Annotated in this window: 22 protein-coding genes and 2 tRNA genes; 9 read left to right on the forward strand and 15 right to left on the reverse strand. The window is 71.2% G+C overall.

The genetic code is table 11. The features are described from left to right. Window positions 1–188 precede the first annotated feature (188 nt). The 13 genes from ACFWPI_RS09305 to dnaA all read right to left on the reverse strand — a co-directional run bounded on the left by ACFWPI_RS09305 (window position 189) and on the right by dnaA (window position 15,801). Window positions 189–261, reverse strand: a tRNA-Ala gene (locus ACFWPI_RS09305). Window positions 262–471: 210 nt separating this feature from the next. Next, window positions 472–600 carry a DLW-39 family protein gene (locus tag ACFWPI_RS09310; RefSeq protein WP_014137031.1) on the reverse strand — a complete coding sequence of 43 codons (129 nt, stop codon included), beginning with the start codon at window positions 598–600 and terminating at the stop codon, window positions 472–474. Window positions 601–846: 246 nt separating this feature from the next. Next, a complete protein-coding gene (locus ACFWPI_RS09315) occupies window positions 847–1,212 on the reverse strand; it encodes a DUF6191 domain-containing protein (RefSeq protein ID WP_380379083.1) in 366 nt (121 codons plus the stop codon). A gap of 120 nt (window positions 1,213–1,332) precedes the next feature. Continuing rightward, a tRNA-Ile gene (locus tag ACFWPI_RS09320) sits at window positions 1,333–1,409 on the reverse strand. Window positions 1,410–1,425: 16 nt separating this feature from the next. Then, window positions 1,426–2,820 (reverse strand): cyclopropane-fatty-acyl-phospholipid synthase family protein, encoded by a 1,395-nt coding sequence (locus ACFWPI_RS09325; protein ID WP_063348455.1) that lies wholly within the window; start codon window positions 2,818–2,820, stop codon window positions 1,426–1,428. Between the two features lie 260 nt (window positions 2,821–3,080). Next, window positions 3,081–3,824, reverse strand: coding sequence for a DUF3566 domain-containing protein (locus ACFWPI_RS09330; protein WP_244293408.1), 744 nt, complete (start codon window positions 3,822–3,824; stop codon window positions 3,081–3,083). A gap of 151 nt (window positions 3,825–3,975) precedes the next feature. Further along, window positions 3,976–6,588, reverse strand: a complete 2,613-nt coding sequence (gene gyrA / locus ACFWPI_RS09335) for a DNA gyrase subunit A (protein ID WP_063348457.1) — start codon at window positions 6,586–6,588, stop codon at window positions 3,976–3,978. 59 nt (window positions 6,589–6,647) lie between these two features. Further along, window positions 6,648–8,663 carry a DNA topoisomerase (ATP-hydrolyzing) subunit B gene (gene gyrB, locus ACFWPI_RS09340; protein ID WP_063348458.1) on the reverse strand — a complete coding sequence of 672 codons (2,016 nt, stop codon included), beginning with the start codon at window positions 8,661–8,663 and terminating at the stop codon, window positions 6,648–6,650. 268 nt (window positions 8,664–8,931) lie between these two features. Continuing rightward, window positions 8,932–9,471: a DUF721 domain-containing protein gene (locus ACFWPI_RS09345; protein ID WP_063348459.1), complete on the reverse strand. Its 540-nt coding sequence runs from the start codon at window positions 9,469–9,471 to the stop codon at window positions 8,932–8,934. Between the two features lie 106 nt (window positions 9,472–9,577). Then, on the reverse strand, window positions 9,578–10,711 hold the full coding sequence (gene recF / locus ACFWPI_RS09350; RefSeq protein WP_063348460.1) for a DNA replication/repair protein RecF: 1,134 nt from the start codon (window positions 10,709–10,711) through the stop codon (window positions 9,578–9,580). Between the two features lie 37 nt (window positions 10,712–10,748). Beyond that, the gene (gene gnd / locus ACFWPI_RS09355; protein WP_063348461.1) at window positions 10,749–11,624 is read right to left on the reverse strand and encodes a phosphogluconate dehydrogenase (NAD(+)-dependent, decarboxylating); all 876 of its coding nucleotides are present in this window, start codon (window positions 11,622–11,624) and stop codon (window positions 10,749–10,751) included. A 182-nt stretch (window positions 11,625–11,806) separates the two neighbouring features. Next, window positions 11,807–12,937 (reverse strand): DNA polymerase III subunit beta, encoded by a 1,131-nt coding sequence (dnaN, locus tag ACFWPI_RS09360; protein WP_063348462.1) that lies wholly within the window; start codon window positions 12,935–12,937, stop codon window positions 11,807–11,809. 974 nt (window positions 12,938–13,911) lie between these two features. Beyond that, complete coding sequence (gene dnaA / locus ACFWPI_RS09365; protein WP_380379080.1) at window positions 13,912–15,801, reverse strand: chromosomal replication initiator protein DnaA; 1,890 nt, start codon at window positions 15,799–15,801, stop codon at window positions 13,912–13,914. Window positions 15,802–16,271: 470 nt separating this feature from the next. Between dnaA and rpmH the strand changes: the two genes are divergently transcribed. From rpmH to ACFWPI_RS09410, 9 genes are all read left to right on the forward strand, one after another. Continuing rightward, window positions 16,272–16,409, forward strand: coding sequence for a 50S ribosomal protein L34 (gene rpmH / locus ACFWPI_RS09370; RefSeq protein WP_030392420.1), 138 nt, complete (start codon window positions 16,272–16,274; stop codon window positions 16,407–16,409). Between the two features lie 18 nt (window positions 16,410–16,427). Further along, the gene (gene rnpA / locus ACFWPI_RS09375; protein WP_063348464.1) at window positions 16,428–16,856 is read left to right on the forward strand and encodes a ribonuclease P protein component; all 429 of its coding nucleotides are present in this window, start codon (window positions 16,428–16,430) and stop codon (window positions 16,854–16,856) included. Further along, window positions 16,853–17,224 carry a membrane protein insertion efficiency factor YidD gene (gene yidD, locus ACFWPI_RS09380; RefSeq protein WP_063348465.1) on the forward strand — a complete coding sequence of 124 codons (372 nt, stop codon included), beginning with the start codon at window positions 16,853–16,855 and terminating at the stop codon, window positions 17,222–17,224. Before rnpA ends, yidD begins: the two co-directional genes overlap by 4 nt. Then, on the forward strand, window positions 17,221–18,393 hold the full coding sequence (yidC, locus tag ACFWPI_RS09385; protein WP_363368224.1) for a membrane protein insertase YidC: 1,173 nt from the start codon (window positions 17,221–17,223) through the stop codon (window positions 18,391–18,393). The genes yidD and yidC overlap by 4 nt, the downstream gene beginning before the upstream one ends. Before the next feature lie 82 nt (window positions 18,394–18,475). Beyond that, entirely contained in the window at window positions 18,476–19,006 is a 531-nt protein-coding gene (locus ACFWPI_RS09390; RefSeq protein WP_063348467.1) for a R3H domain-containing nucleic acid-binding protein, read from the forward strand. A gap of 178 nt (window positions 19,007–19,184) precedes the next feature. Next, complete coding sequence (gene rsmG, locus ACFWPI_RS09395; protein ID WP_079136282.1) at window positions 19,185–20,027, forward strand: 16S rRNA (guanine(527)-N(7))-methyltransferase RsmG; 843 nt, start codon at window positions 19,185–19,187, stop codon at window positions 20,025–20,027. A gap of 283 nt (window positions 20,028–20,310) precedes the next feature. After that, window positions 20,311–21,261, forward strand: coding sequence for a ParA family protein (locus ACFWPI_RS09400; RefSeq protein WP_380379085.1), 951 nt, complete (start codon window positions 20,311–20,313; stop codon window positions 21,259–21,261). Between the two features lie 14 nt (window positions 21,262–21,275). Then, window positions 21,276–22,319, forward strand: a complete 1,044-nt coding sequence (locus ACFWPI_RS09405) for a ParB/RepB/Spo0J family partition protein (RefSeq protein WP_380424705.1) — start codon at window positions 21,276–21,278, stop codon at window positions 22,317–22,319. A 119-nt stretch (window positions 22,320–22,438) separates the two neighbouring features. Beyond that, window positions 22,439–23,056, forward strand: a complete 618-nt coding sequence (locus tag ACFWPI_RS09410; protein ID WP_063348469.1) for a GNAT family N-acetyltransferase — start codon at window positions 22,439–22,441, stop codon at window positions 23,054–23,056. Window positions 23,057–23,148: 92 nt separating this feature from the next. On the opposite strand, the gene trxA is transcribed toward ACFWPI_RS09410, so the two are convergent. Further along, window positions 23,149–23,475, reverse strand: a complete 327-nt coding sequence (gene trxA / locus ACFWPI_RS09415; protein ID WP_063348470.1) for a thioredoxin — start codon at window positions 23,473–23,475, stop codon at window positions 23,149–23,151. A 143-nt stretch (window positions 23,476–23,618) separates the two neighbouring features. Then, the gene (gene trxB / locus ACFWPI_RS09420; RefSeq protein WP_063348471.1) at window positions 23,619–24,587 is read right to left on the reverse strand and encodes a thioredoxin-disulfide reductase; all 969 of its coding nucleotides are present in this window, start codon (window positions 24,585–24,587) and stop codon (window positions 23,619–23,621) included. Window positions 24,588–24,692 lie beyond the last annotated feature (105 nt).

Here is a 24,692-nt window from a genome sequence, read left to right on the forward strand (position 1 = left end):
CGCAGGCGCAGATCTACCGCCGGGAGTCCGGGGTGGGCCCCCGGGGGGGCGGGCGGGGGGCCCACCCGGGGGTGGGGGGTGGCGCCGGGGCCCCACCCCCCCGGGGGGCCCCAACCCCCGGTCCGCCCCCGCCCGGTGTGCCGGGATTCAGGTCAGCGGCCGATCGGCGTCACGACTGCGATGAGCTGTGGAGCATAGGAGACTCGAACTCCTGACATCTGCCTTGCAAAGGCAGCGCTCTACCAACTGAGCTAATGCCCCTCGACGGCACCGCAGGTGCCGACGGGCACTAGCGTACCGGGTTCCGGCGCCGTTCCCGGCGCCCTACCCCCGGGCCGACCGGACCTGCCGCCGAGGCGGCGTCCGGGCGGTGCCTGGGATCCGGCCGATCCGGTCGGGTGACCGGGCCGGCCGGCCCTGGAGGCGCGGTGAAGCGCCTCCGAAGATCGTTGATCGTCGGATCGTCCGGGCTCAGCGACCGGCCGGAACCGGGTCGGTGGCCTCGGTCCACAGGTCCTGCTCGGCGCGGTCCGCCTGGACCTGACGGTAGACAAAGAAGCCGCCGAGGGCGACCAGGGCGACCAGGAGAAGCTTCTTCACCGCGGGACCTCGTCCTTCTTGCGTTGGCGGACTCAAGAGCCGGTGCTCCGGCCGGACTGACCGGGCCGACGAGTCCAGATGTGTTTCGATCGCGAACGGGCTGCCGGGTGCCAGACTGCCCTTGCGGCCGATGATACACACCGGTGTCCCAATCGTGACCAGCCACCGCTGCGGCCAACCCGGCGGTCCGGGCGGAGGATTGACGCCGCACCTCCTGCCGTACGGCCGGCCCTCCCCGGCCGGGCCCTACGGCGTGCCCGGCGGGGCGCCGGACGGATGGTCCGACGAGCGGTCGGGCTGCCGGTTCGACGGCGTCACCACCACGGCCTTCCCGCCCGCCAGGTCCACCCTGGTCCGGGGCGGCGCCCCCTCGCCCTCCTCGTCGCGCAGCATCAGGGTCGTGCCGCGTTCGTCCAGCTCGTGCTGCTTGCCGGCGGCGAACTGCGCGTGCAGCTGCTCGAAACCGGTGGCCGAGATCTGCCCCTCCCGGCCGGTCCCCCGCCACGGCACCCAGCGTGAGCGGCGCGCCCGCAGCGCGAGCTGGTCGACCGCCGCGAGCACCACCAGGGCGCAGATCAGTCCGGGGATGCTCATCGCCCAGAAGATCGCCATGTCGTCACCATCCCTCCACACGTTCCCTCCCGGGAGAACAGCCCGGCGGGGCACGCGGTTCCCGGAACGGCGGGGAAAACGCCGAAGGGCCCGGAGTGCATCACTCCGGGCCCTTCGCGGTGGTGGGCCTAACAGGACTTGAACCTGTGGCCTCTTCCTTATCAGGGAAGCGCTCTAACCGTCTGAGCTATAGGCCCTTGCCGCACTGAAAGATTAGCGGACCGATGGCCGATCTCCCAAATCCGGGCCGGCGGGGTTCCCGGCGGGCACCCCGCCGACCAGCGGCGGCGCTCCGGCGGCCGGGCGCAGCAGCCATTCCTCGCGGGTCGCCGGGAGGCCGGCCGCGCCCTCCTCGGTGCTGCGGACGGCGAGGATCTGGTTGATCCCGATCCGGTTCTCCTCGAAGGCGAGCGCGCTGGCGGCCATGTACAGCCGCCAGACCCGGGCCCGGCCGCGGCCGACCAGCCGGACCGCCTCGCTCCAGTGCGCCTCCAGGTTGGCCACCCATTCGCGCAGGGTCAGCCCGTAGTGCTCGCGCAGCGACTCGACGTCCCGGACCTCGAAGCCGGCCTCCTCCAGCCGGGCCACGGTGGAACCGACGGGGGAGAGCTCGCCGTCGGGGAAGACGTAGCGGTCGATGAAGGGGCTGGTGCGGTGCGGCTCACCGGGGTGGTCGGGGCGGCGGGCGATCTGGTGGTTGAGCAGCCGGCCACCGGGCACCAGCAGCCGGTGCAGGCCCTCGGCGTAGACCCGGTACTGCTCGGAGCCGACGTGCTCGGCCATCCCGACGCTGGAGATCGCGTCGAACGGGCCGTCGACGATCTCCCGGTAGTCCTGGAGCCGGACCTCCACCCGCCCGGCCAGGCCGGCCTCCTCGACCCGCCGGCGGGCCAGCGCGACCTGCTCCCGCGAGATGGAGACGCCGACCGCGGTGACGCCGTAGCGCTCGGCCGCGTGCAGCAGCAGCGAGCCCCAGCCGCAGCCGACGTCCAGCAGGCGCATCCCGGGCCGTAGGCCGAGCTTGCGGCAGATCAGGTCGAGCTTGGCCTCCTGGGCGGCCTCCAGGCTCTTGGCCTCCGGGGTCCAGTAGGCGCACGAGTAGACCATGGAGGAGCCCAGGACGAGCCCGTAGAAGTCGTTTCCGACGTCGTAGTGGTGGCTGATGGCCGCGCGGTCCCGGCTGCGGCTGTGCAGCCGCCCGCGGGCCTTGCGGACCTCCTCCGGGGGCGGCGTGGGCTCGGGGCCGAGCGCCCCGGCCCGCAGCGCGGCCGCGAGGACGCGGCGCCCGTTGGCGCCGAGCACGTCCCGCGGGCCGAGGTCGAGGCGGCGGATCTCCGGCCGCTCCACGAACCGGGCGACGGCCGAGAGCACCTCGTAGAGGTCGGTGCCGGGGGCGATCTCCAGGTCCCCCGCGACGTACGCCCGGGCCAGGCCCAGCTCGCCCGGCTGCCAGAGCAGCCGGCGCAGCGCCCGGCGGTTGCGCAGGACGACCGTGGGGGCTCCCGGCGGCCCGGCGACGCTGCCGTCCCAGGCCTGGACCCGCAGCGGTACCGGAACCCCCAACAGCCCGTCCAGGGCCTCGACCAGTTGACCTGCGAGCTTCGCCACCGCGCGCCTCCGTCCAGCCGTCCTGCGGAACGTCTCCTGACCCGGCCGGGCGGACCGGGGGCGGCCTGCGGCACTCCCAGGCGTGGACCGGGCGCCACCCAGCTAATCCCACCGCGGCCGGCCCGCTCCCGGGCGGCACGCCGCGGGCGGCCGGCTGTCACCCGAAATGCCGACGGGCCCCGCAGGCTGCAACAGCCTGCGGGGCCCGTCCATTCCGTCCGTGGACGGCGAACTGACCAGGGGTCAGGATCCGACCGGGGTCAGTCCTCCTCGGCCAGGGTCAGCTCGACGCCGCCGGTGAAGCCGGCCGCCGCGTTGTAGATGAACGCCGAGAGCGTGGACAGCGCCGTCAGCAGGACGACGTCGACCACGGCGATCAGCGAGGTGAAGGTCATCACCTTGCCGAAGCCCACGTAGTCCATCAGGTTGAGGCCGCCGGCGCTGTCCGAGCCGGTGACGTCCTTGAGGGTCTTGGTCAGCGAGTCGAAGACGCCGAGCGAGTCCAGCGTCATCCACAGCACCGCCGCGGCCACGATGATGATGATCCCGACCGCCAGCGACAGCAGGAAGCTGACCTTCATCACCGACCACGGGTCGACCTTGGTCACCCGCAGCCGGGCCTTGCGGGTCCGGCCGAGGCCGACACCGGCGGCCGCCGCGGGGGCGGCCGGGGCGGCCGGCCGGCGCGCCGCGCCCGGGACGGGCGTGCCGCCGGGCGGGGTGTTGCCGCTGGTCCGGGTGCCCCGGGCCGGGGTCGGCTGCCCCTTGGCATAGGTGGTCGGCTGCGAGAATCCGCTCGCGCCCGGCGCCGGAGCGCCCGGCGGCGGGGGCGTCTGCCCGCCGTAGGTCGCGCCGCCCTGCCCCGCCCCGCCGACCGGTGGCATCAGCGAGGTGGACGCGGCCGAGTGCTCGGCCGGCGGCTGCTGCGCGCCGTACCCACCCCCGCCCTGCGCGCCCGGACGGCCGCCGGAGGGCCCTCCCGCAGCACCCGTGGCTCCACTCACCTGGTCCTCCCGCACTTCCCACCAGGACGGCGGCACCGTCCTGCTTCGTCACTCGTCATCCAGCGCCCGGCGGGATTGCCCGGAACTGGTGGGCGGCCGGTGCCGCCACGCCCCTCTATCAGGACGCGACGGCACCGGCCCGTGGTTCGGTTCAGACCTCGGCGTCGCCGCCGGCCGTCGTCTCCGCACCCTCAGCCGTTTCGGTGGACGCGGTGTCCGCGACCTCGTCCTCCACCGTCTCCTCGTCCTCGGCTTCCGCGTTGCGGGCCATGCCCACGACCGCGTCGCGCTTACCGAGGTTGATCAGTTGGACGCCCATGGTGTCACGTCCGGTTTCACGAACTTCGGAAACCCTTGTGCGGATCACCCCACCCGAAAGGGTGATCGCCATGATCTCGTCGGTGTCGTCGACCACGAGCGCGCCGACCAGGGAGCCCCGGCCCTCGACGATCTTCGCCGCCTTGGTGCCGTAGCCGCCACGCCCCTGGACACGGTACTCGTCCACGGCCGTGCGCTTGGCGTACCCGCCGTCGGTCGCGGTGAACACGTACGTTCCCGGGCGGACGACGTTCATCGAGAGCATTTCGTCGTCCTCGCGGAAGGCCATGCCCTTGACGCCGGAGGTGGCGCGGCCGGTGGGCCGCAGCGCGTCGTCGGTCGCGGTGAAGCGGATCGACTGGGCCTTCTTGGAGACCAGCAGCAGGTCGTCCTCGGCGGAGACCAGCTCGGCGCCGATCAGCTCGTCGTCCCGGCCCTCCTCGTCCTGGCGCAGGTTGATCGCGATCAGGCCGCCGGAGCGCGGGGAGTCGTAGTCCTTCAGCGCGGACTTCTTCACCAGGCCGGCCCGGGTGGCGAGGACCAGGTAGGGCTTGTCCTCGTAGGTGCGCACGGCCATCACCTGGGCGATGTGCTCATCCGGCTGGAAGGCCAGCAGGTTGGCCACGTGCTGGCCGCGGGCGTCGCGCCCGGCGTCCGGGAGCTCGTAGCCCTTGGCGCGGTAGACCCGGCCCTTGTTGGTGAAGAACAGGATCCAGTTGTGCGTCGTCGTCACGAAGAAGTGGTCGACGATGTCGTCCTGCTTGAGCTGCGCTCCGCGCACGCCCTTGCCGCCGCGCTTCTGCGAGCGGTAGAGGTCGGAGCGGGTCCGCTTGACGTAGCCGCCACGGGTGATCGTGACGACGATGTCCTCCTCGGCGATGAGGTCCTCGATCGAGAGGTCGCCGTCGGACGGGATGAGGGTGGAGCGCCGCTCGTCGCCGTACTTCTCGACGATCGCGGTGAGCTCCTCGGAGATGATCTCCCGCTGGCGGGTCGGCGAGGCCAGGATCGCGTTGTACTCGTCGATCTTGCGCTGCAGCTCGTCGTGCTCGTCCATGATCCGCTGGCGCTCCAGGGCGGCCAGGCGGCGCAGCTGCATCTCCAGGATGGCGTTGGCCTGGAGCTCGTCGATGGAGAGCAGCCCCATCAGGCCGGTGCGGGCCGCGTCGGCGCTCGCCGAGGCCCGGATCAGCGCGATGACCTCGTCGATCATGTCCAGGGCGCGCAGCAGGGCGCGCAGGATGTGGGCGCGCTCCTCGGCCTTGCGCAGCCGGAAGGTGGTGCGCCGGACGATGACCTCGACCTGGTGGTTGACCCAGTGCCGGATGAAGGCGTCCAGCGACAGCGTGCGCGGCACGCCGTCGACCAGGGCCAGCATGTTGGCGCCGAAGTTGGTCTGCAGCTCGGTGTGCTTGTAGAGGTTGTTCAGCACGACCTTGGCGACGGCGTCGCGCTTGAGCACGACCACCAGGCGGGTGCCGGTGCGCGACGAGGACTCGTCGCGGACGTCGGCGATGCCGGCGACCCTGCCGTCCTTGACCAGGTCGGCGATCTTCAGCGCGAGGTTGTCCGGGTTGACCTGGTACGGCAGCTCGGTGATCACCAGGCACTGGCGGCCCTGGATCTCCTCGACCTCGACCACGGCGCGCATGGTGATCGAGCCGCGGCCGGTGCGGTAGGCGTCGTCGATCCCGCGGTGGCCGACGATCAGCGCGCCGGTGGGGAAGTCGGGGCCCTTGATCCGCTCGATCAGGGCTTCGAGCAGCTCCTCGTTGGAGGCGTCCGGGTGCTCCAGCGCCCAGAGCGCGCCGGAGGCGACCTCGCGCAGGTTGTGCGGCGGGATGTTGGTGGCCATGCCGACCGCGATGCCGGTGGCACCGTTGACCAGCAGGTTGGGGATGCGCGCGGGCAGGACGGTCGGCTCCTGCGAGCGGCCGTCGTAGTTGGACGCGAAGTCGACGGTGCCCTCGTCGATGTCGCGCATCATCTCCATGGCGAGCGGCATCATCTTGCACTCGGTGTAGCGCATGGCCGCGGCCGGGTCGTTGCCCGGGGAGCCGAAGTTGCCGTTGCCGTCCACCAGCGGCATCCGCAGCGACCACGGCTGGGCCAGGCGCACGACGGTGTCGTAGATGGAGGTGTCGCCGTGCGGGTGGTAGTTGCCCATGACGTCGCCGACGACGCGGGCGCACTTGTAGTAGCCCTTCTCGGGGCGGTACCCGCCGTCGTACATCGCGTAGAGCACGCGTCGGTGCACCGGCTTGAGGCCGTCGCGGACCTCGGGGAGCGCCCGGCTGACGATCACGCTCATCGCGTAGTCGAGGTACGAGCGCTGCATCTCGGTCTCGAGCTCGACCGGCTCGATCCGCATGGTCACCTGGGCGGTGGCCTCGGCGGCTGTGGGGGTCTCGGGCTGTTCGCCTTCGGGACGGTTGTCGTCGACCACTGGTGGTCAGTTTCCTTTCACGCGGACTGGTACGTGGTTTCGCTGCCGGTCGGGCGGCGTCACACGTCCAGGAAGCGGACGTCCTTGGCGTTGCGCTGGATGAAGGAGCGGCGTGCCTCGACGTCCTCGCCCATCAGCACGGAGAACAGCTCGTCGGCGCGAGCGGCGTCCTCCAGGGTGACCTGGAGCAGCAGCCGGTGCTCGGCGTCCATGGTGGTGACCCGGAGCTCCTCGGCGTTCATCTCGCCGAGGCCCTTGAAGCGCTGGATCGCGTCGTCCTTGGGCAGCCGGCGCCCGGCCTCGACCCCGGCCGCGATGACCGCGTCGCGCTCGCGGTCCGAGTAGGCGTACTCGAAGTCGTCCTTGCCCCACTTGATCTTGTACAGCGGCGGCATGGCGAGGTAGACGTACCCGGACTCGACCAGCGGCCGCATGAAGCGGAACAGCAGGGTGAGCAGCAGGGTGCGGATGTGCTGCCCGTCGACGTCGGCGTCCGCCATCAGGACGATCTTGTGATAGCGGAGCTTGGAGTCGTCGTAGTCCTCCTGGATGCCGCAGCCGAAGGCCGAGATCAGCGCCTGGACCTCGGTGTTCTGCAGCACCTTGTCGATCCGGGCCTTCTCGACGTTCAGGATCTTGCCGCGGATCGGCAGGATGGCCTGGGTGCGCGGGTCGCGGCCCTGCTTGGCCGAGCCGCCGGCGGAGTCACCCTCGACGATGAAGATCTCGCACTCGGCCGGGTCCTTGGACTGGCAGTCGGAGAGCTTGCCCGGCAGCGAGGCGGACTCCAGCAGGCCCTTGCGGCGGGTGAGGTCGCGGGCCTTGCGGGCGGCGACGCGCGCGGTGGCGGCCTGGATGGACTTGCGGATGATGTCCGAGGCCTCGTTGGGGTTGCGGTCCAACCAGTCGTTGAGGTGCTCGTGGACGACCTTCTGGACGAAGGTCTTCGCCTCGGTGTTGCCGAGCTTGTCCTTGGTCTGGCCCTCGAACTGCGGCTCGCCGAGCTTGACCGAGATGATCGCGGTCAGGCCCTCGCGGATGTCCTCGCCGGAGAGGTTGTCGTCCTTCTCCCGGAGCAGCTTCTTGTCCCGCGCGTAGCGGTTGACCAGGCCGGTCAGCGCCGCGCGGAAGCCCTCCTCGTGGGTACCGCCGCCGTGCGTGTGGATGGTGTTGGCGAAGCTGTAGACCCCCTCGGTGTAGGAGGAGTTCCACTGCATCGCGATCTCCACCGAGATCGCCCGGTCCTTGTCCTCCGCCTCGAAGTCGATCACCGAGGGGTGGATCACCTCGCCCTTGCGGGAGTTGAGGTGGGCGACGAAGTCGGCGATGCCGCCGTCGTACTTGTACGTGACGGTGAGCGGCTTGCCCTCCTCGTCCACGTGCTCGGGGCGCTCGTCGGTCAGCGAGATCGAGAGGCCCTTGTTGAGGAAGGCCATCTCCTGGAAGCGCCGGGACAGCGTCTCGAAGGAGTAGACCGTGGTCTCGAAGATCTCCGGGTCGGCCCAGAAGGTGACGGTCGTGCCGGTCTGCTCGGAGCCCTCGTGCGTGGCCAGCGGCGCGGTCGGCGCACCGGCCTTGTACTCCTGGGTGAAGCGCGAGCCGTCGCGGTGGATCTCCACCGCCAGGCGGGTGGACAGCGCGTTCACGACCGAGACGCCGACACCGTGCAGACCGCCGGAGACGGCGTAGCCGCCGCCGCCGAACTTGCCGCCGGCGTGCAGGACGGTGAGCACGACCTCGACGGCCGGCTTCTCCTGGCCGGGGACGATGTCGACCGGGATGCCACGGCCGTTGTCCACCACCCGGACCCCGCCGTCGGCGAGGAGCGTGACGTCGATGGTGTCGGCGTACCCGGCCATCGCCTCGTCGACGGAGTTGTCCACCACTTCCTGCACCAGGTGGTGCAGGCCCCGCTCGCCGGTGGAGCCGATGTACATGCCGGGGCGCTTGCGGACGGCGTCGAGGCCTTCCAGCACCTGGATGTTGCTACCGGTGTAGGAAGCCTGGTCGGTCTGGTCTGGGGTCTGGCTGGGGTTGCCGGAATCGGCCACGAAGCGCCCTCTCTGGCACAGCACGGGCCGCATTCCCGCCCCGTGTGGGCGGGCGTGCGACCACGGCGTTTAGACTCGGTTGCCACTAGCAACAGTGTTTGGCTCTCAGTCTACCGGTACGACTGACAGAGATGGGCGTTTGGCAGCCCTTGAAGGCAGATATGCCGCCCTGAATCCCCTCTGGACATGTCCCGATACTCGCCCGGGGGGCCCAGAGCGCCTGGAAGGGCTGTCAGGGGTTCCGGAAGATCGTGGTCCGCTCCACGCCCTCGACGGCGGGCCGGCAACCCGGTCAGCCCCAGGTGTCGCCCGGCCCCTTGCTCCCCGGAGCGCGCAGCCGACCGTAGCCGCGGGCGGGCGCCGCCGGGCCCAGCACCTTGATGGTGCGGACCGTGCCGTGGCCCAGCTCGTGGTTCAGGCGGGCCACCAACTGCCTTGCCAGCCAGCGCAGTTGGGTGGCCCATGCGGTGGAGTCGCACTGCACGGTGAGCACCGCGGCGGCGTCGTCGTAGGAGGAGGGGTGGCAGTGCGCGGCGATGTCCGGGCCGACGATCTGGGGCCAACGGCCCATCACCCCGCCGACCGCGGCCGAGGACTCCCAGCCCCGTTCGGTCAGCAGCCGGTTCAGCGCCGCCCCCAGCGGGACCGGGTCGCGGCCGTCCGACCGGGCTCCGCTGCGCAGGCCGTGCCGCTTCGCCTCGCGCTTCTCCCGGACCTGCTCGCCGCGCTGCCGCGCCTGGGCCCGGGCCGCCCGCAGCGCCGAGCGGGCGAGGTCGGCGCCGGTCGGCGCCGCGTCGCCCGGCTGGGGGGAGTGCTCCGCCGGCTCGCTCACGGCGATCTCCTTTCCCCAGCCTGTGGACAACGGTCGCGGACGCGCGCCGGTGAGCCGTCCAGCCTACGGGAGTGCCCGGACGGCGGTTGCGAAGGTGCGGGGGGAGTCAGGCGTCGATCCGGCGGACGGCGCCGTCGGCGACCGCGAACCGGGCGCCGGCCAGCGCCTTCGGCACGTCCTCGGCGACCGCCGCGGTGACCAGCACCTGCTCGCCGTCGGCCACCAGTTCGGCCAGCCGGTCCCGGCGGGCCGCGTCCAGCTCGGCGAACACGTCGTCCAGGATCAGCACCGGCTCGCCGCCGTCGGCGCGCAGCAGCTCGTACGAGGCCAGCCGCAGCGCCAGCGCGAACGACCAGGACTCGCCGTGGCTCGCGTAGCCCTTGGCGGGCAGCGGGCCGAGGCTGAGCACCAGCTCGTCGCGGTGCGGGCCGACCAGGGTGATGCCGCGGTCCACCTCCTGCTTGCGGACCGTCGCCAGCGCGTTCAGCAACTGCTCCTCGGCCTGCTCGCGGCTGGTCGGCAGCCCGCCCTCGAAGGAACTGCGGTACTCCAGGACGGTGTCGCCACCGCCCGGGGCCAGCTGCCCGTACGCGGCCGCCACCAACGGCTGGAGGGAAGCCACCAGCTGGATCCGGAAGGCCGTCAACTCGGCTCCGGCCCTTGCCAGATGGCCGTCCCAGACCTCCAGGGTGGAGAGGTCGGCGCCCTTGCCGCCACCGGCCCGGCGGGCCATCGCGGCGGTCTTCAGCAGGGCGTTGCGCTGCTTGAGGACCCGCTCGTAGTCCTGCCGGACCCCGGCCAGCCGGGGGGCCCGGGCGGTCAGCAGCTCGTCCAGGAAACGGCGGCGCTCACCCGGGTCGCCCTTGACCAGACTGAGGTCCTCGGGAGCGAACAGGACGGTCCGCAGCAGGCCCAGCACGTCGCGCGGGCGGACGTTGTCGGAGCGGTTGATCCGGGCCCGGTTGGCCTTGCCCGGGGTCAGCTCCAGCTCGACCAGGGTGGTGCGGCCGCGGTCCACCACCGAGGTGCGGACCACCGCCCGCTCGGCGCCCAGCCGGATCAGCGGGGCGTCGGTGGCGACCCGGTGGCTGCCCAGTGTGGCGACGTAGCCGATCGCCTCGACCAGGTTGGTCTTGCCCTGGCCGTTGGGCCCGACGAAGGCCGTCACGCCCGGGTCGAGGGGAACCTCGACCCGGGCGTACGACCGGAAGTCGGCGAGCGACAGATGCGCGACGTGCATGGCTGTGGACTGCGCTCGCCTTCTGGGGAGGTGCGGGTTACTTGGACTCGACCGCGTGGCCGCCGAACTGGTTGCGCAGCGCGGCGATCATCTTCATCTGCGGCGAGTCGTCCTGGCGGGAGGCGAAGCGGGCGAACAGCGAGGCGGTGATCGCCGGCAGCGGCACCGCGTGGTCGATCGCGGCCTCGACGGTCCAGCGGCCCTCACCGGAGTCGGCGGCCCAGCCGCGCAGCTTCGCCAGGTGCTCGTCGTCGTCCAGCGCGCGGACGGCCAGGTCCAGCAGCCAGGAGCGGATGACGGTGCCCTCCTGCCAGCTGCGGAAGACCTCGCGCACGTCGGTGACCTCGGGGGCGGCCTCCAGCAGCTCCCAGCCCTCGGCGAAGGCCTGCATCATCGCGTACTCGATGCCGTTGTGGACCATCTTGGCGAAGTGGCCGGCGCCCACGGCGCCCGCGTGCACCGAGCCGAAGTCGCCCTCGGGCTTGAGCGAGTCGAACACCGGCTGGACGCGGGCCACGTGCTCGGCGTCGCCGCCGTACATCAGGGCGTAGCCGTTCTCCAGGCCCCAGACACCGCCGGAGACGCCGCAGTCGACGAAGCCGATGCCCTTGGCGGCCAGCGCCTCGGCGTGCTTGATGTCGTCGGTCCAGCGGGAGTTGCCGCCGTCGACCACCACGTCGCCGGGGGAGAGCAGCTCGGCGAGCTCGTCGACGGTCGCCTGGGTGGCGGCGCCGGCCGGGACCATCACCCAGATCACCCGCGGGCCCTGCAGCTTGGAGACGAGCTCCTGGAGGCTCGCGACGTCGGAGATGTCCGGGTTGCGGTCGTAGCCGATGACGGTGTGGCCGGCGCGGCGGATCCGCTCGCGCATGTTGCCGCCCATCTTGCCGAGACCGATGAGGCCGAGCTCCATGACCAAGTCCTTACCTGTGGTGACGTGCCTGCCGGCGGCGCCGTTGCCGCACGCCCCGAGCCTACGCGCTGCGGCGGTGGCGGCTCCCTGTGGTCGGGCCGACCGGGGGAGGACGCCCACAGGCTGTGCACAGCCGATGTGCACAGCCTGTGGGTGACGGCCTGCGGGCAGCGGCCGCGAGGTCAGCCGGAGAGGCGGACCGGCATGATCAGGTACTGGTACGCCTTGTCCTCCTCGGCGTCCACCGAGGCCTTGCCGCTGAGCAGCGCGGGCTTGGTCGGGGTGGTGAAGCTCAGCTGGGCGTAGGCGGAGTCGATGGCCTTGAGGCCCTCCTCCAGGTAGCCCGGGTTGAAGGCGATCGAGATGTCGTCGCCCTCCAGGTCGGCGTCGATCCGCTCGGTGGCCTGGGCGTCGTCGCCCGAGCCCGCCTCCAGGGTCAGCACGCCCTGCTCGAAGCTGAGCCGGACCGGGGTGTTGCGCTCGGCGACCAGCGAGACGCGCTTGAGCGCCTCCAGGAAGGGCTGGGTCTGGATCGCGGCGACGGCGCTGAACTCCGTCGGGAACAGGCTGCGGAACTTGGGGAACTCGCCCTCCAGCAGCCGCGTGGTCGTCCGGCGGCCGGCGCCCTCGAAGCCGATCAGGCCCTCGCCCGCGCCGCCCGAGGAGAGCGCGATCGAGACGGTGTCGCCGCTGCCCAGGGACTTGGCGATGTCCTGCAGCGTCTTGGCGGGCACCAGGGCGACGGCCGAGATGTCCGACTGCTCGGGCTTCCACAGCAGGTCGCGGACCGCGAAGCGGTAGCGGTCGGTGGCGGCCAGGGTGATCCGGTCGCCCTCGATCTCGACCCGGACACCGGTGAGCACCGGGAGGGTGTCGTCACGGCCGGCGGCCACCGCGGCCTGGCTGACCGCGGAGGCGAACACGTCGCCCGAGACGGTGCCCGTGGCGGTCGGCATCTGGGGCAGCGCCGGGTACTCGTCCACCGGGAGGGTGGGGAGGGTGAAGCGGGAACTGCCGCAGACCACGCTGACCCGCTGGCCGTCGGTGGAGATCTCCACCGGCCGGTTCGGCAGGTTGCGCGAGATGTCGTTCAGCAGCCGACCGGAGACCAGGACGGTGCCGGCCTCCTCGATGTCGGCCTCCAGCTCGACCCGGGCCGAGACCTCGTAGTCGAAGCCGGACAGCGCCAGGCTGCCGTCCTGTGCCGTCAGCAGCAGGCCGGCCAGCACCGGCACCGGCGGCCGTGCCGGGAGGCTGCGGGCAGCCCAGGCCACCGCCTCCGCGAGGACGTCACGCTCCACCCGGAACTTCACCGGTAACCGCCTCCTGGATCGAGCGCTCCCGCTCGCACTCTGGTTCGTCTGATCTTGATCGTCGGTCGGACTGTCCACCGAGCTCTGCCACTCCGCTTCCGGTCGCCGAGGACAGTCTGACGTACTCCGCCGACAGACGGGGCAGACGGGCGGAAGCAAGCCGAACAGATGTCGGGGCGCGGTTGTCCACAGATTCGGGGCCCACCCACTTTCAAGCGAGTCGATGGGTCTAAATGTGTAGTGGTAGTAGTAGGGCCTGTGGAAACCGTGGATAACCCCGTTTCCGCAGGTCAGACCCACTTTTTTGTCCACAGCGGGTGTGGACGGCGGCTGTGGACGAACACGCCGTGCTGTGGACAGCGGAGCGTTACCCACAGGGCACGCTGGGTATCCACAGGTTATCCCCAGGGCTGTCCCCAGATTCCGGCCCGGTTATCCACGGGTGCCGGTCAACTTTACGTGACGCCTTTCACACCAGGGCATGAACGCCGCCCCACGCTTGTCGAACTGTGGATCATGCTGTGGACAACCTGGGGATAACCGCCCCTCCCCTGGGGACAACCGGTGGACAACCCGGATGGCCCATTGGCGGCCCGTCAATTGTCCACAGCCTGTGGATAACGGTTGTGCACAAGTCCACAGGCACCTGACCTGCGCGGAAGAGCGTAGCGGCGACACGCCTGTGGACGAATTCTGGATAACTTCGGACGCCCCGGCCTGTGGACTACGGGGAAGGTGCCCGGCCTGTGGACAACTGCCCTGCGCGGCCCCGGTTTTCGAATCACCGGTCAGATGTTCGGCGCGGGCTGTGGACTGGCGCAACGTCCGTCGACGGCATCTCTGCCCAGCCGGCGCCCGAGGCACACCTGTGGATGTGCGAAAAGGGCGCCAGGATCGCTCCTGACGCCCTTTCCGGCCACCTCGGCGCCGGACTCGGCGCCGAGGTGGCGCCGGACCCACCACCGGCCCTGCGGCTAGCTCTTGATGCGGTTGGTCAGCTCGGTGACCTGGTTGTAGATCGACCGGCGCTCGGCCATCAGCGAGCGGATCTTGCGGTCCGCGTGCATCACCGTGGTGTGGTCGCGGCCGCCGAACTGCGCGCCGATCTTCGGCAGCGAGAGGTCGGTCAGCTCCCGGCAGAGGTACATGGCGATCTGACGAGCCGTCACCAGGACGCGGCTGCGCGAGGATCCGCAGAGGTCGTCCACACTCAGCCCGAAGTACGCGGCGGTCTGCTGCATGATGACCTGCGCGGTGATCTCCGGCCCGGCGTCCTCGTCCCCGCCCGGGATCAGGTCCTTGAGGACGATCCCGGCCAACTCCAGGTCCACCGGCGCCCGGTTGAGGTTGGCGAAGGCGGTGACCCGGATCAGGGCGCCTTCCAACTCCCGGATGTTGCGGGTGATCCGGGACGCGATGAACTCCAACACGTCGGCCGGGGCGTTGAGTTGCTCCTGGATCGCCTTCTTGCGAAGGATCGCGATCCGGGTCTCCAGCTCCGGCGGGGTGACGTCGGTGATCAGGCCCCACTCGAAGCGGTTGCGCAGCCGGTCCTCCAGCGTGGTCAGCAGCTTGGGCGGCCGGTCCGAGGAGAGGACGATCTGCTTGTTCGCGTTGTGCAGGGTGTTGAAGGTGTGGAAGAACTCCTCCTGCGTGGACTCCTTGCTCGCGAGGAACTGGATGTCGTCCACGAGCAGGATGTCCATGTCCCGGTAGCGCCGGCGGAAGGTGTCCGCCTTGCCGTCCCGGATCGAGTTGATGAACTCGTTGGTGAACTCCTCCGAGGACACGTAGCGCACCCGGGTGCCCGGGAAGAGACTGCGCGAGTAGTGCCCGATGGCGTGCAGCAGGTGGGTCTTGCCCAGCCCGGACTCGCCGTAGATGAAGAGCGGGTTGTACGCCTTGGCCGGAGCCTCGGCGACCGCCACCGCCGCCGCGTGCGCGAAGCGGTTGCTGGCGCCGATGACGAAGGTGTCGAAGAGGTACTTGGGGTTCAGCCGGGCGGCCGGCTCGTCCTTGCGGGAGCCGCCGGCCGGCGGGGCGCCGGGCGGGGCGGGCACGCCGGGGACAGCCGGGCGCTCGGTGGCGCGCTCCGGCGCGTTCTTGTCCGCAGGACGGCCGCCGGCCGGGCGTGAGCCGGGGGCGCGGCGGCCGGCGCCGGCGCGGGGCTGCTCGTTCGGGCCGGGGCCGTAGGCGCCGCCGAACAGGTCGCCCTGGGTGGTCGAGGGCGGGCCGGGCATCGGGCGCGGCGCCGGCCGGGACGGCTCGTCGGCCTCGCGGTAGCCGGGGGGCCGCTCCGGGTAGCCGCCCTGCTCCGGGTACCCGCCCTGCTCCTGGTACCCGTTCTGCTCGGGGTAGCCGCCCTGCTCCGGGTACCCGCCCTGCTCGGGGTAGCCCGGCCAGGCCGGTCCGGCCGCCGGACCGCCGTACGGCGCGGGGCGCTGCTCGTAGCCGCCGGTGTCGTAGCGGGGCCGGTCGTAGTCCTGCTCGTACGGCTGCTGGTAGTCCTGGCCGCCGTAGCCGCCGGCATCCTCCTCGGTCGGGCCGGGGTACGGCTCGGCCGGGGCCTGGGCGGCGGGTGCGGGGGTGGTCGGGACGGCGTTGGCGTCGACCATCACGGCGATCCGCACCGGACGGCTGAGCTCGCGGCTGAGGGCCTCGGTGAGCTGCGGCAGCAGCCGGCCCTCCAGCACCTGCTTGGCCCGCTCGTTGGGGGTCGCCAGCAGGGCGGTGTCGTGCATCATCCACATCGGCTGGGTGCGCTGCACCCACTGCTTGTCCATCTCCCCGACGTCCGGGTCGCTGACCAGCCGCTCGACGACTCTCGCCCAGACCGGGACGAGGTCGCTGTTGACATCAGCCACTGGTGCACGCTTTCTCGGTTCCCCGCGGCTCCAGCAGGGGGTGGTGGATCAGGAGACTGTGGATCGGCGGGTCCGTCTCCGGCGGACCGACCCCACGAGGAAGAACACGAAGAACAAACCAGACAAGTCCTGCAACGGTAGTCAGCGAACAGGGCCGGATCAAGTCGTTGTCCACAGGCTGTGGGCAAAGGGGGCTCCGGATGCCCTCGGGGGGCCGCTCGAAAAAGCCGGTTTGACCCTCGTGCCCCGTCCCGCGTACCGTAACCAGGTCGAGTTGTCGATGGCCGCTGCCGCATGTCCGCGGGTCCACCCGCTCCATAAGGCGCGCAGCACGGGCGCCGTGGATTGCCTTGAACCCCAGCCGAACTGGGGCGATGGGCCGGATTTCCGAACCAGGGGAGATCACGCGGACGCACGGTGACGGCCAAGCGATTCCCCGTCATCCTACGATTCACCTCAGGAGCCCCCGAGTGAGCAAGCGCACCTTCCAGCCGAACAACCGTCGTCGCGCGAAGACCCACGGCTTCCGGCTGCGTATGCGTACCCGCGCCGGCCGCGCCATCCTGGCTGCCCGCCGTGGCAAGGGCCGCACCAGCCTGTCCGCCTGATCCACGACAGAGTCTGTTGTGCTGCCCTCCGAGAATCGGCTGCGGCGGCGCCAGGACTTCGCGACCGCAGTGAAACGCGGTCGCCGGGCCGGCCGGCCCCTTCTGGTCGTCCATCTCAGCAGAGAAGACGACCCCAAGGGGCAGACCGACCGGACCAGCGACTCCCGCCCGCACGTCGCCGAGGGGACTCCTTCGGCGCGTGCGGGTTTCGTCGTGAGCAAGGCCGTCGGCCCGGCGGTCGTTCGCAACCTGGTCAAGCGCCGGTTGCGGCACCTCGTTCGTGATCGTCTCTCCAGGCTGCCCGCCGGTAGCCTGATAGTGGTGCGTGCGCTGCCCCAAGCCGCGACCGCCTCGTACCAGGACCTCGAACGTGACCTGGACGCGGCGCTGAAACGGTTGCTGAAGGTGGAGCCCGCCACGACGGCGCCGACGGGAGCAGGACGATGAAGTTCCTGCTGATGGGTTTGATCAGGGTCTACCAGTGGACCATCAGCCCACTGCTCGGTCCGGTCTGCCGTTACTACCCCTCCTGCTCGCACTACGGCTACGAGGCCGTGAAGGTGCACGGGGCGGTCAAGGGCGGCGGACTGACCGTGTGGCGCATCCTGCGCTGCAATCCGTGGACGCCCGGCGGGGTCGATCACGTTCCGCCGCGCAAGCATCCGGTGTGGCACCGGCGGCTGCGAGACTGGCTGAGCAGCCGGTCCGCCACCGGACAGCCGGTGACCACGACCCCCGCCGGTCCGGACCCCGAGGGCCCGGCGACCATTGGCCCCGAGGGGCCAATCCACATGTCCAAGGAGCCTGACCGGTGACCTTCTCCTTCCTGAATCCCCTGTACACAGCGGTGTCCTGGATCATCGTCCAGTTCCACTCGCTGTACAGCAACATCTTCGACCCGGACGGTGGCTGGGCCTGGGGTCTGGCCATCGCCTCGATGGTGGTCGTCATCCGGATCTGCCTGATCCCGCTCTTCGTGAAGCAGATCAAGGCGACCCGGGCCATGCAGGCGATCCAGCCGAAGATGAAGGCCATCCAGGAGCGCTACAAGAACGACAAGCAGCGCCAGTCCGAAGAGATGATGAAGCTGTACAAGGAGGCGGGTACCAACCCGTTCTCCAGCTGCCTTCCCATCATCGTGCAGGCGCCGTTCTTCACCGCCCTCTACGGCGTGCTCGCCAAGGTCGCCAAGAGCGAGCAGATCGGCGTCATCCACGGCGACCTGCTGCTGAGCGCCGGCAAGGCGCACATCTTCGGTGCCCCGCTCTCCGCGACCTTCGTCAGCAGCCACGAGACCAGCGTCAAGATCGTCACCGCGGTGATGATCATCATGATGTCGCTGTCGCAGTTCATCACCCAGCGCCAGCTGATGACCAAGAACGTCGACCTCACGGTCAAGACGCCGTTCATGCAGCAGCAGAAGATGCTGATGTACGTCTTCCCGGTGATGTTCGCCGTGATGGGCATCAACTTCCCCGTCGGTGTCCTGGTCTACTGGCTGACCACCAACGTCTGGTCGATGGGCCAGCAGCTGATCGTCATCCACAACAACCCGACCCCGGGCAGCAAGGCGTGGGACGAGCGGCAGGTCCGGCTGAAGAAGGCCGGCCGGCTGAACCCGGACGGTTCGGAGATCAAGGGCGCGCTCTGGGGCCTGCTGCCCCCGTCCAAGTCGACCCTCGACGCCGCCTCGGCGGCGGCCGCCGTGGTCGAGGAGTCGGCGCAGGCACGCCGCCAGCAGCCCCGCAAGCAGACCAAGGCGCAGCGCCAGCAGGGCGGTGCTCAGCACACCGCCGACCTGACCAAGGACACCGAGGCCCCGGCCGAGGAGCCCGCCGAGGAGCCCGCCGACACCGTCCCGGCCGACTCCGGCGCCAAGCCGGCGGCCGCCCAGCAGGGCCCGGCCAAGCCCGGCGCGGCCAAGCCGGGCACCGGTCGGCAGCAGCCCAAGCGTGGCGGCCAGCGGCCGAAGAAGAAGTCCTGACCGGCCCTGGATCCGTTGTGACAGCGCGCAGAGCTTCGTTCCCGGCCCACCAATCTGGGCCCATCTCCGAAGGAGTCCATCAGTGACGGAAGGCACCACCTCCGCCGTCGAGGCCGAGGCCGCCGCCAGCACCGACGAGAACGTCATCGCCCGACTGGAGCAGGAGGGCGACATCGCGGCGGACTACCTGGAGGGTCTGCTCGACATCGCCGACCTCGACGGTGACATCGACATGGACGTCGAGGGCGACCGCGCCCTGGTCTCCATCGTCGGTGAGGGCAACGACCGCGCGCTGCAGCGCCTGGTCGGCCAGGACGGCGAGGTGCTGGAGGCGCTGCAGGAGCTGACCCGGTTGGCTGTCCACCGGGAGACCGGGGAGCGCAGCCGCCTCATGCTGGACATTGCCGGCTTCCGGGCCCGCAAGCGCTCCGAGCTGGCCGCGCTCGGTGCCGAGGCCGCCGAGCAGGCGAAGAGCAGTGGCGAGCAGGTCAAGCTGCGGCCGATGACGCCCTTCGAGCGCAAGGTCGTCCACGACGCGGTCGCGGCCGCCGGTCTGCGCAGCGAGTCGGAGGGCGAGGAGCCCGAGCGGTGCGTGGTCGTGCTGCCGGTCTGAGGCCGGCGGTACGACGACCGGCCGCCTCGGCGGCCGGTGGGCTTCACCGGACGCGACCCCGTCCGCCTCGTGCGGGCGGGGTCGTCGTCCATTCGCGGGGCGTGGGCCCGGCGCGAGATGTTTCACGTGAAACTGTGCGGAGAGCGGGTCGGTGGATCCGGGGATCGGAGAGGTCGAGATGGACACGGAGAACGCGGCCGCTGGCCGGCCGGGGGCGGACGACGTGAATCCGGCCGCTGCGGGGCCGGCCGCCGAGGCGGTCGAGGCGACCGAGGTGCCCGAGGTGCCCGAGGCCCCGGCCGTCGCCCGGGAGGTCTTCGGTGATCGTTTCGACGCCGCGGTCCGCTACACCGAGCTGCTGGCCACCGCGGGCGTGCGGCGCGGGCTGATCGGGCCGCGCGAGGTGCCCCGGCTCTGGGACCGGCACGTCCTCAACTGCGCGGTGCTCGCCGAGCTGCTGCCGGCCGGCTCCACCCTGTGCGACGTCGGCTCCGGCGCCGGCCTGCCGGGCATCCCGGTGGCGCTGGTCCGTCCGGACGTCTCGGTGACGCTGCTGGAGCCGCTGCTGCGGCGGACCACCTTCCTGGAGGAGGTCGTCCGGGAGCTGGGGCTGGAGAACGTCACGGTGCTGCGCGGCCGCGCCGAGGAGATGGTCGGCAAGCTCGCGGTGGACGTGGTGACCGCCCGGGCGGTGGCGCCGCTGGACCGGCTGGCCGGCTGGGGGATGCCGCTGCTCCGTCCGCACGGGCAGATGCTGGCACTCAAGGGCGACAGCGCCGAGCAGGAGCTGGCCGACTCGCGGGCCGGGCTGACCAAGCTGGGCGCGGTCGAGTGGAGCGTGATCTCGGTCGGCGAGGGCACCCTGGAGACCTCGACCCGGGTGGTCCAGGTCAAGGCGGGGGAGAGCCCCGGCGGGGTGAAGGCCGCGACCCGGCGGGCGAAGGCGGCCCGGGCCGGACGGAACGCGGGCGGCGTCCGGACCGGTGAGCGCAGCCGGGGTGGTCGGCGCCGCACCCGCTGAGGCGGGTGACGCCTGGCACGCTCGACGACGGGCGGGTGGTTCCTCCTGAGGGGGGAGCCACCCGCCCGTCGGCGTTCCGGTGGCCGTCGGGGTGACGGCTGGTCGACGGGAGGACACCGGAGTGTCGCAACGTCAGATTTCCGACATAGCGGGCATGGTGTTTCACGTGAAACGTCGCTCCTTGCTCTCGGGAATCCTTGGCCGCAGCCGGGCGGCGACTGTTGCCGCTCCGGTTTCACGTGAAACACTGACCCCCATGCAGGACTCGGAGACCATCGGCCAGATCGATGACACGCCCATCGCGAGGGCTGCCCAGGCTGCGGTTCAGGCGATCGGCCGAGCGGGTGAGGGGCTGCCCCGCCCCGCCGCCACCCGGGTGATCGTGGTCGCCAACCAGAAGGGCGGGGTCGGCAAGACCACCACCACCGTCAACCTGGCCGCCTCGCTCGCCATGCACGGACTGCGCGTCCTGGTCGTCGACCTCGACCCGCAGGGCAACGCCTCCACCGCCCTCGGCATCGACCACCACGCCGATGTGCCGTCCGTCTACGACGTCCTGGTCGAGGGCAAGCCGCTCGCCGACGTGGTGCAGCCGGTGGTGGACGTCGAGGGGCTGTTCTGCGTCCCCGCGACCATCGACCTGGCCGGCGCCGAGATCGAGCTGGTGTCGCTGGTGGCCCGGGAGAGCCGGCTCCAGCGCGCCATCGCCGCCTACGAGCAGCCGCTGGACTACGTCCTGATCGACTGTCCGCCCTCGCTGGGCCTGCTGACGGTCAACGCCCTGGTGGCCGGGCGGGAGGTGCTGATCCCGATCCAGTGCGAGTACTACGCGCTGGAGGGCCTGGGCCAGCTGCTGCGCAACGTCGAGCTGGTGCGCGCGCACCTCAACCCCGCGCTGCACGTCTCGACCATCCTGCTCACCATGTACGACGCCCGGACCAGGCTGGCCGCCCAGGTCGCCGAGGAGGTCCGGACGCACTTCCCGCAGGAGGTGCTGAGCACCGCGATCCCGCGCTCGGTGCGCATCTCGGAGGCGCCCAGCTACGGTCAGACGGTCCTCACCTACGACCCGGGCTCGACCGGGGCGCTCTCCTACCTGGAGGCCGCCCGCGAGCTCGGGCTGCGCGCGGCGGCGGTCGGCGGCGGCCCGCTCCTGGGGCAGCAACGGCACGGCAGCGGTACGGGGCACGGAGCCCCGGTGGCACAGCACGGTACGACGGAGGGTCATCGGTGAGTGGTCGCAGGGGTTTGGGACGAGGGCTGGAGGCGCTGATCCGCCCCGCCGTGCCGGTGGACGGCGGGGCGGCGGCGCCCGCACCGGCCCCGGTGGGGGCGATCGGCGCGACGTCGCCGACCTCGGTACCGACGCTGCCGACCGGCCGCGGCACGGTGGCGGCCCGGGCGGCCGCGGAGAAGCAGGCCGAGCAGGCGCAGCCGGCGCCGGTGGCCGGTGCCTTCTTCGCCGAGCTGCCGCTGGACGCGATCGAGCCCAACCCGCGCCAGCCCCGTGAGGTCTTCGACGACGACAAGCTGGCCGAGCTGGTCGTCTCGATCAAGGAGGTCGGTCTGCTCCAGCCGATCGTGGTGCGCCAGGTCGCGCCCGATCGCTTCGAGCTGATCATGGGCGAGCGCCGCTGGCGCGCCTCCAAGGAGGCCGGGCTGAAGCAGATCCCGGCCATCGTCCGTGCCACCGAGGACGACAAGCTGCTGCTGGACGCCCTGCTGGAGAACCTGCACCGGGCCGAGCTGAACCCGCTGGAGGAGGCGGCCGCCTACGACCAGCTGCTGCGGGACTTCTCCTGCACCCACGACGAGCTGGCCGACCGGATCGGCCGCTCGCGCTCGCACGTCTCCAACACGCTGCGGCTGCTGAAGCTCTCGCCCACCGTGCAGAGCCGGGTCGCCGCCGGGGTGCTGACCGCCGGCCACGCCCGGGCGTTGCTCGGGGTGCCGGACGCCGAGCGGCGGGAGCTGCTGGCCAAGCGGATCGTCGCGGAGGGCCTCTCGGTGCGGACCACCGAGGAGATCGTCGCGCTGATGGGCGAGGAGGAGGACCGGAAGCCGAAGCGCCAGGCGCCGAAGGCGGGCAAGCTGATCTCCCCGGCCTTCAACGATCTGGCGAGCCGGCTGTCGGACCGCTTCGACACCCGGGTCAAGGTCGAGGTGTCGCAGCGCGGCGGCAAGCTCGGCAAGGGCAAGGTGGTGCTGGAGTTCGGTTCGGTGGAGGACCTGAACCGGATCCTGGACAGCCTGGCCCCGGGCGAGGACGGTCTGCGGCTGTCGCAGGGCTGAGCCGGGGACGATACCCGATGGGTGCATGTTCCGCGTGAGCACTGTTTCACGTGAAACATGCACCCATCGGCGTCTGTGGGGGCATGCTCGACCGTGAAGTGGAGGAGGAGGTGCGGGGCATGGGACGCCGGATCGCTCCGCTGACCCTGGACAACCTCGCCGATCTGCCGACGACCTGCCGCTCCTGCGTGTTCTGGGAGCTGGATCCGGTCAGCGGGAAGGCGGCGGTGGAGTCCGGGAAGCCGGAGCTGGAGAAGGAGGGGTGGATCTCCGCGGTGCTGCTGGAGTGGGGTTCCTGTGGTCGGATCGTCTACGTGGACGACCAGCCGGCCGGCTTCGTGCTGTACGCGCCGCCCGCCTACGTCCCCCGGTCGCAGTCCTTCCCGACCAGTCCGGTCTCGCCGGACGCCGTCCAGCTGATGGTCAGCCGGGTGGTTCCGGGCTACCAGCGGCAGGGGCTCGGCCGGGTGCTGGTGCAGACCGTGGCCAAGGACCTGCTCGGGCGCGGGGTGCGGGCGATCGAGGCCTTCGGCTCGGCCGGTCCTGAGCCGGTCGGCTGCGTGCTGCCGGCCGACCACCTGCTCGCGGTCGGCTTCAAGACCGTCCGCTCGCACCACCGCTACCCGCGGCTGCGGCTGGAGGCGCGTACCACGCTGTCCTGGCGGGGCGATGTGGAGGTGGCGCTGGAGCGGCTGCTCGGCGGGGCGCGCAAGGAGCCGGCGCTGCGGCCGTTCTGAGGCGGGAGGCGGCTGGAAACGACGACGGCGGGGCTCCCCGGTGTGGGGAGCCCCGCCGCCGTACGGTCGACGACCGGTCGACCGGACAGGGCCTAGATGAAGCCGTCCAGCTCGCGCAGCAGCGCGGCCTTCGGACGGGCACCGGTGATGGACTTCACCGGCTCGCCGCCCTTGTAGAGGATCAGGGTCGGGATCGAGATGACGCCGTACTGGGCGGCGGTCGCCTGGTTGGCGTCCACGTCCAGCTTGGCGATGGTCAGCTTGTCGCTGTGCTCGGAAGCGATCTCGTCCAGGATCGGGGCGACCTGGCGGCACGGGCCGCACCAGGTGGCCCAGAAGTCGACCAGCACGGGCTTGTCGCTGTCCAGGACGTCGGCCTTGAACGTCGCGTCGGTGACGGTGGTGGTGGCGCCGGCCACGGGAACTCCTCGGGTTCGGACGGAGGGGGCTGCTGCCAGGTGAACAACGGGCGGGCCCGTTCTGTTTCGCCCTGGCCGGGGCGGGGGTGTTTCACGTGAAACGGGTGTCACACCCCCGCGGGGGTCGGTCGGTGGCGAGGGGGTCAGACCGCCACGGCGGCGGTGGCCTTGGCCTCCAGGTCGTCCAGGGCGGCGAGGTAGCGCTCGGCGTCCAGCGCGGCGGAGCAGCCGGTGCCGGAGGCCGTGATGGCCTGGCGGTAGGTGTGGTCCACGACGTCGCCGGCGCCGAACACGCCCGGGATGTTGGTCCGGGTCGAGGGCGCCTCGACCTTGAGGTAGCCCTCCGCGTCGAGGTCCAGCTGGCCCTTGAACAGGTCGGTGCGCGGGTCGTGGCCGATCGCGATGAACAGGCCGGTGACGGCCAGCTCGCGGGTCTCGCCGGTGGTGGTGTCGCGCAGGGTGACGCCGCTCAGCTTCGGGTCGCCGTGGATGGCCTCGACCGCGCTGTCCCACTCGAAGCGGATCTTCTCGTCGGCGAAGGCGCGCTCCTGCATCGCCTTGGAGGCGCGCAGGCTGTCCCGGCGGTGGATGATCGTGACGCTCTTGGCGAAGCGGGAGAGGAAGGTCGCCTCCTCCAGGGCGGTGTCGCCGCCGCCGACCACGGCGATGTCCTGGTCGCGGAAGAAGAAGCCGTCACAGGTGGCGCACCAGGAGACACCGCGACCGGAGAGCTTGTCCTCGTTCGGCAGGCCCAGCTTGCGGTGCTGGGAGCCGGTGGTGACGATCACGGCGCGCGCCCGGTGCACGTTGCCCTCGGAGTCGGTGACGGTCTTGATGTCACCGGTGAGGTCGACCGAGACGATGTCGTCCGGGATCAGCTCGGCGCCGAAGCGCTCGGCCTGCGCCCGCATGCTGTCCATCAGCTCGGGGCCCATGATGCCGTCCCGGAAGCCCGGGAAGTTCTCGACCTCGGTGGTGTTCATCAGGGCGCCGCCGGCGGTGACGGCCCCCTCGAAGACCAGCGGCTTGAGGGAGGCCCGCGCCGTGTAGAGCGCGGCCGTGTAGCCGGCCGGGCCGGAACCGATGATGATCACGTTACGGACGTCGCTCACTGCATCTCCTGGTTCGCATCGCGACCCGCGCTAGGTGCGGGGAGGGCGGTTCTGCTCCGCCGCCCGGGACAACGACTGACCAGTGTCTCGCATTCCCAGGCGGAT

Source organism: Kitasatospora sp. NPDC058492 (genome assembly GCF_042720685.1).
Classification (GTDB): Bacteria; Actinomycetota; Actinomycetes; order Streptomycetales; family Streptomycetaceae; genus Kitasatospora.

Coding starts and splice junctions, on each gene's coding strand:
- yidD (WP_063348465.1), top strand. CDS start 16,853: ATGAAGTTCCTGCTGATGGGTTTGATCAGGGTCTACCAGTGGACCATC.
- gnd (WP_063348461.1), bottom strand. CDS start 11,624: ATGGAGCTCGGCCTCATCGGTCTCGGCAAGATGGGCGGCAACATGCGC.
- ACFWPI_RS09315 (WP_380379083.1), bottom strand. CDS start 1,212: ATGGCGATCTTCTGGGCGATGAGCATCCCCGGACTGATCTGCGCCCTG.
- rsmG (WP_079136282.1), top strand. CDS start 19,185: ATGGACACGGAGAACGCGGCCGCTGGCCGGCCGGGGGCGGACGACGTG.
- recF (WP_063348460.1), bottom strand. CDS start 10,711: ATGCACGTCGCGCATCTGTCGCTCGCCGACTTCCGGTCGTACGCCCGG.
- ACFWPI_RS09410 (WP_063348469.1), top strand. CDS start 22,439: ATGGGACGCCGGATCGCTCCGCTGACCCTGGACAACCTCGCCGATCTG.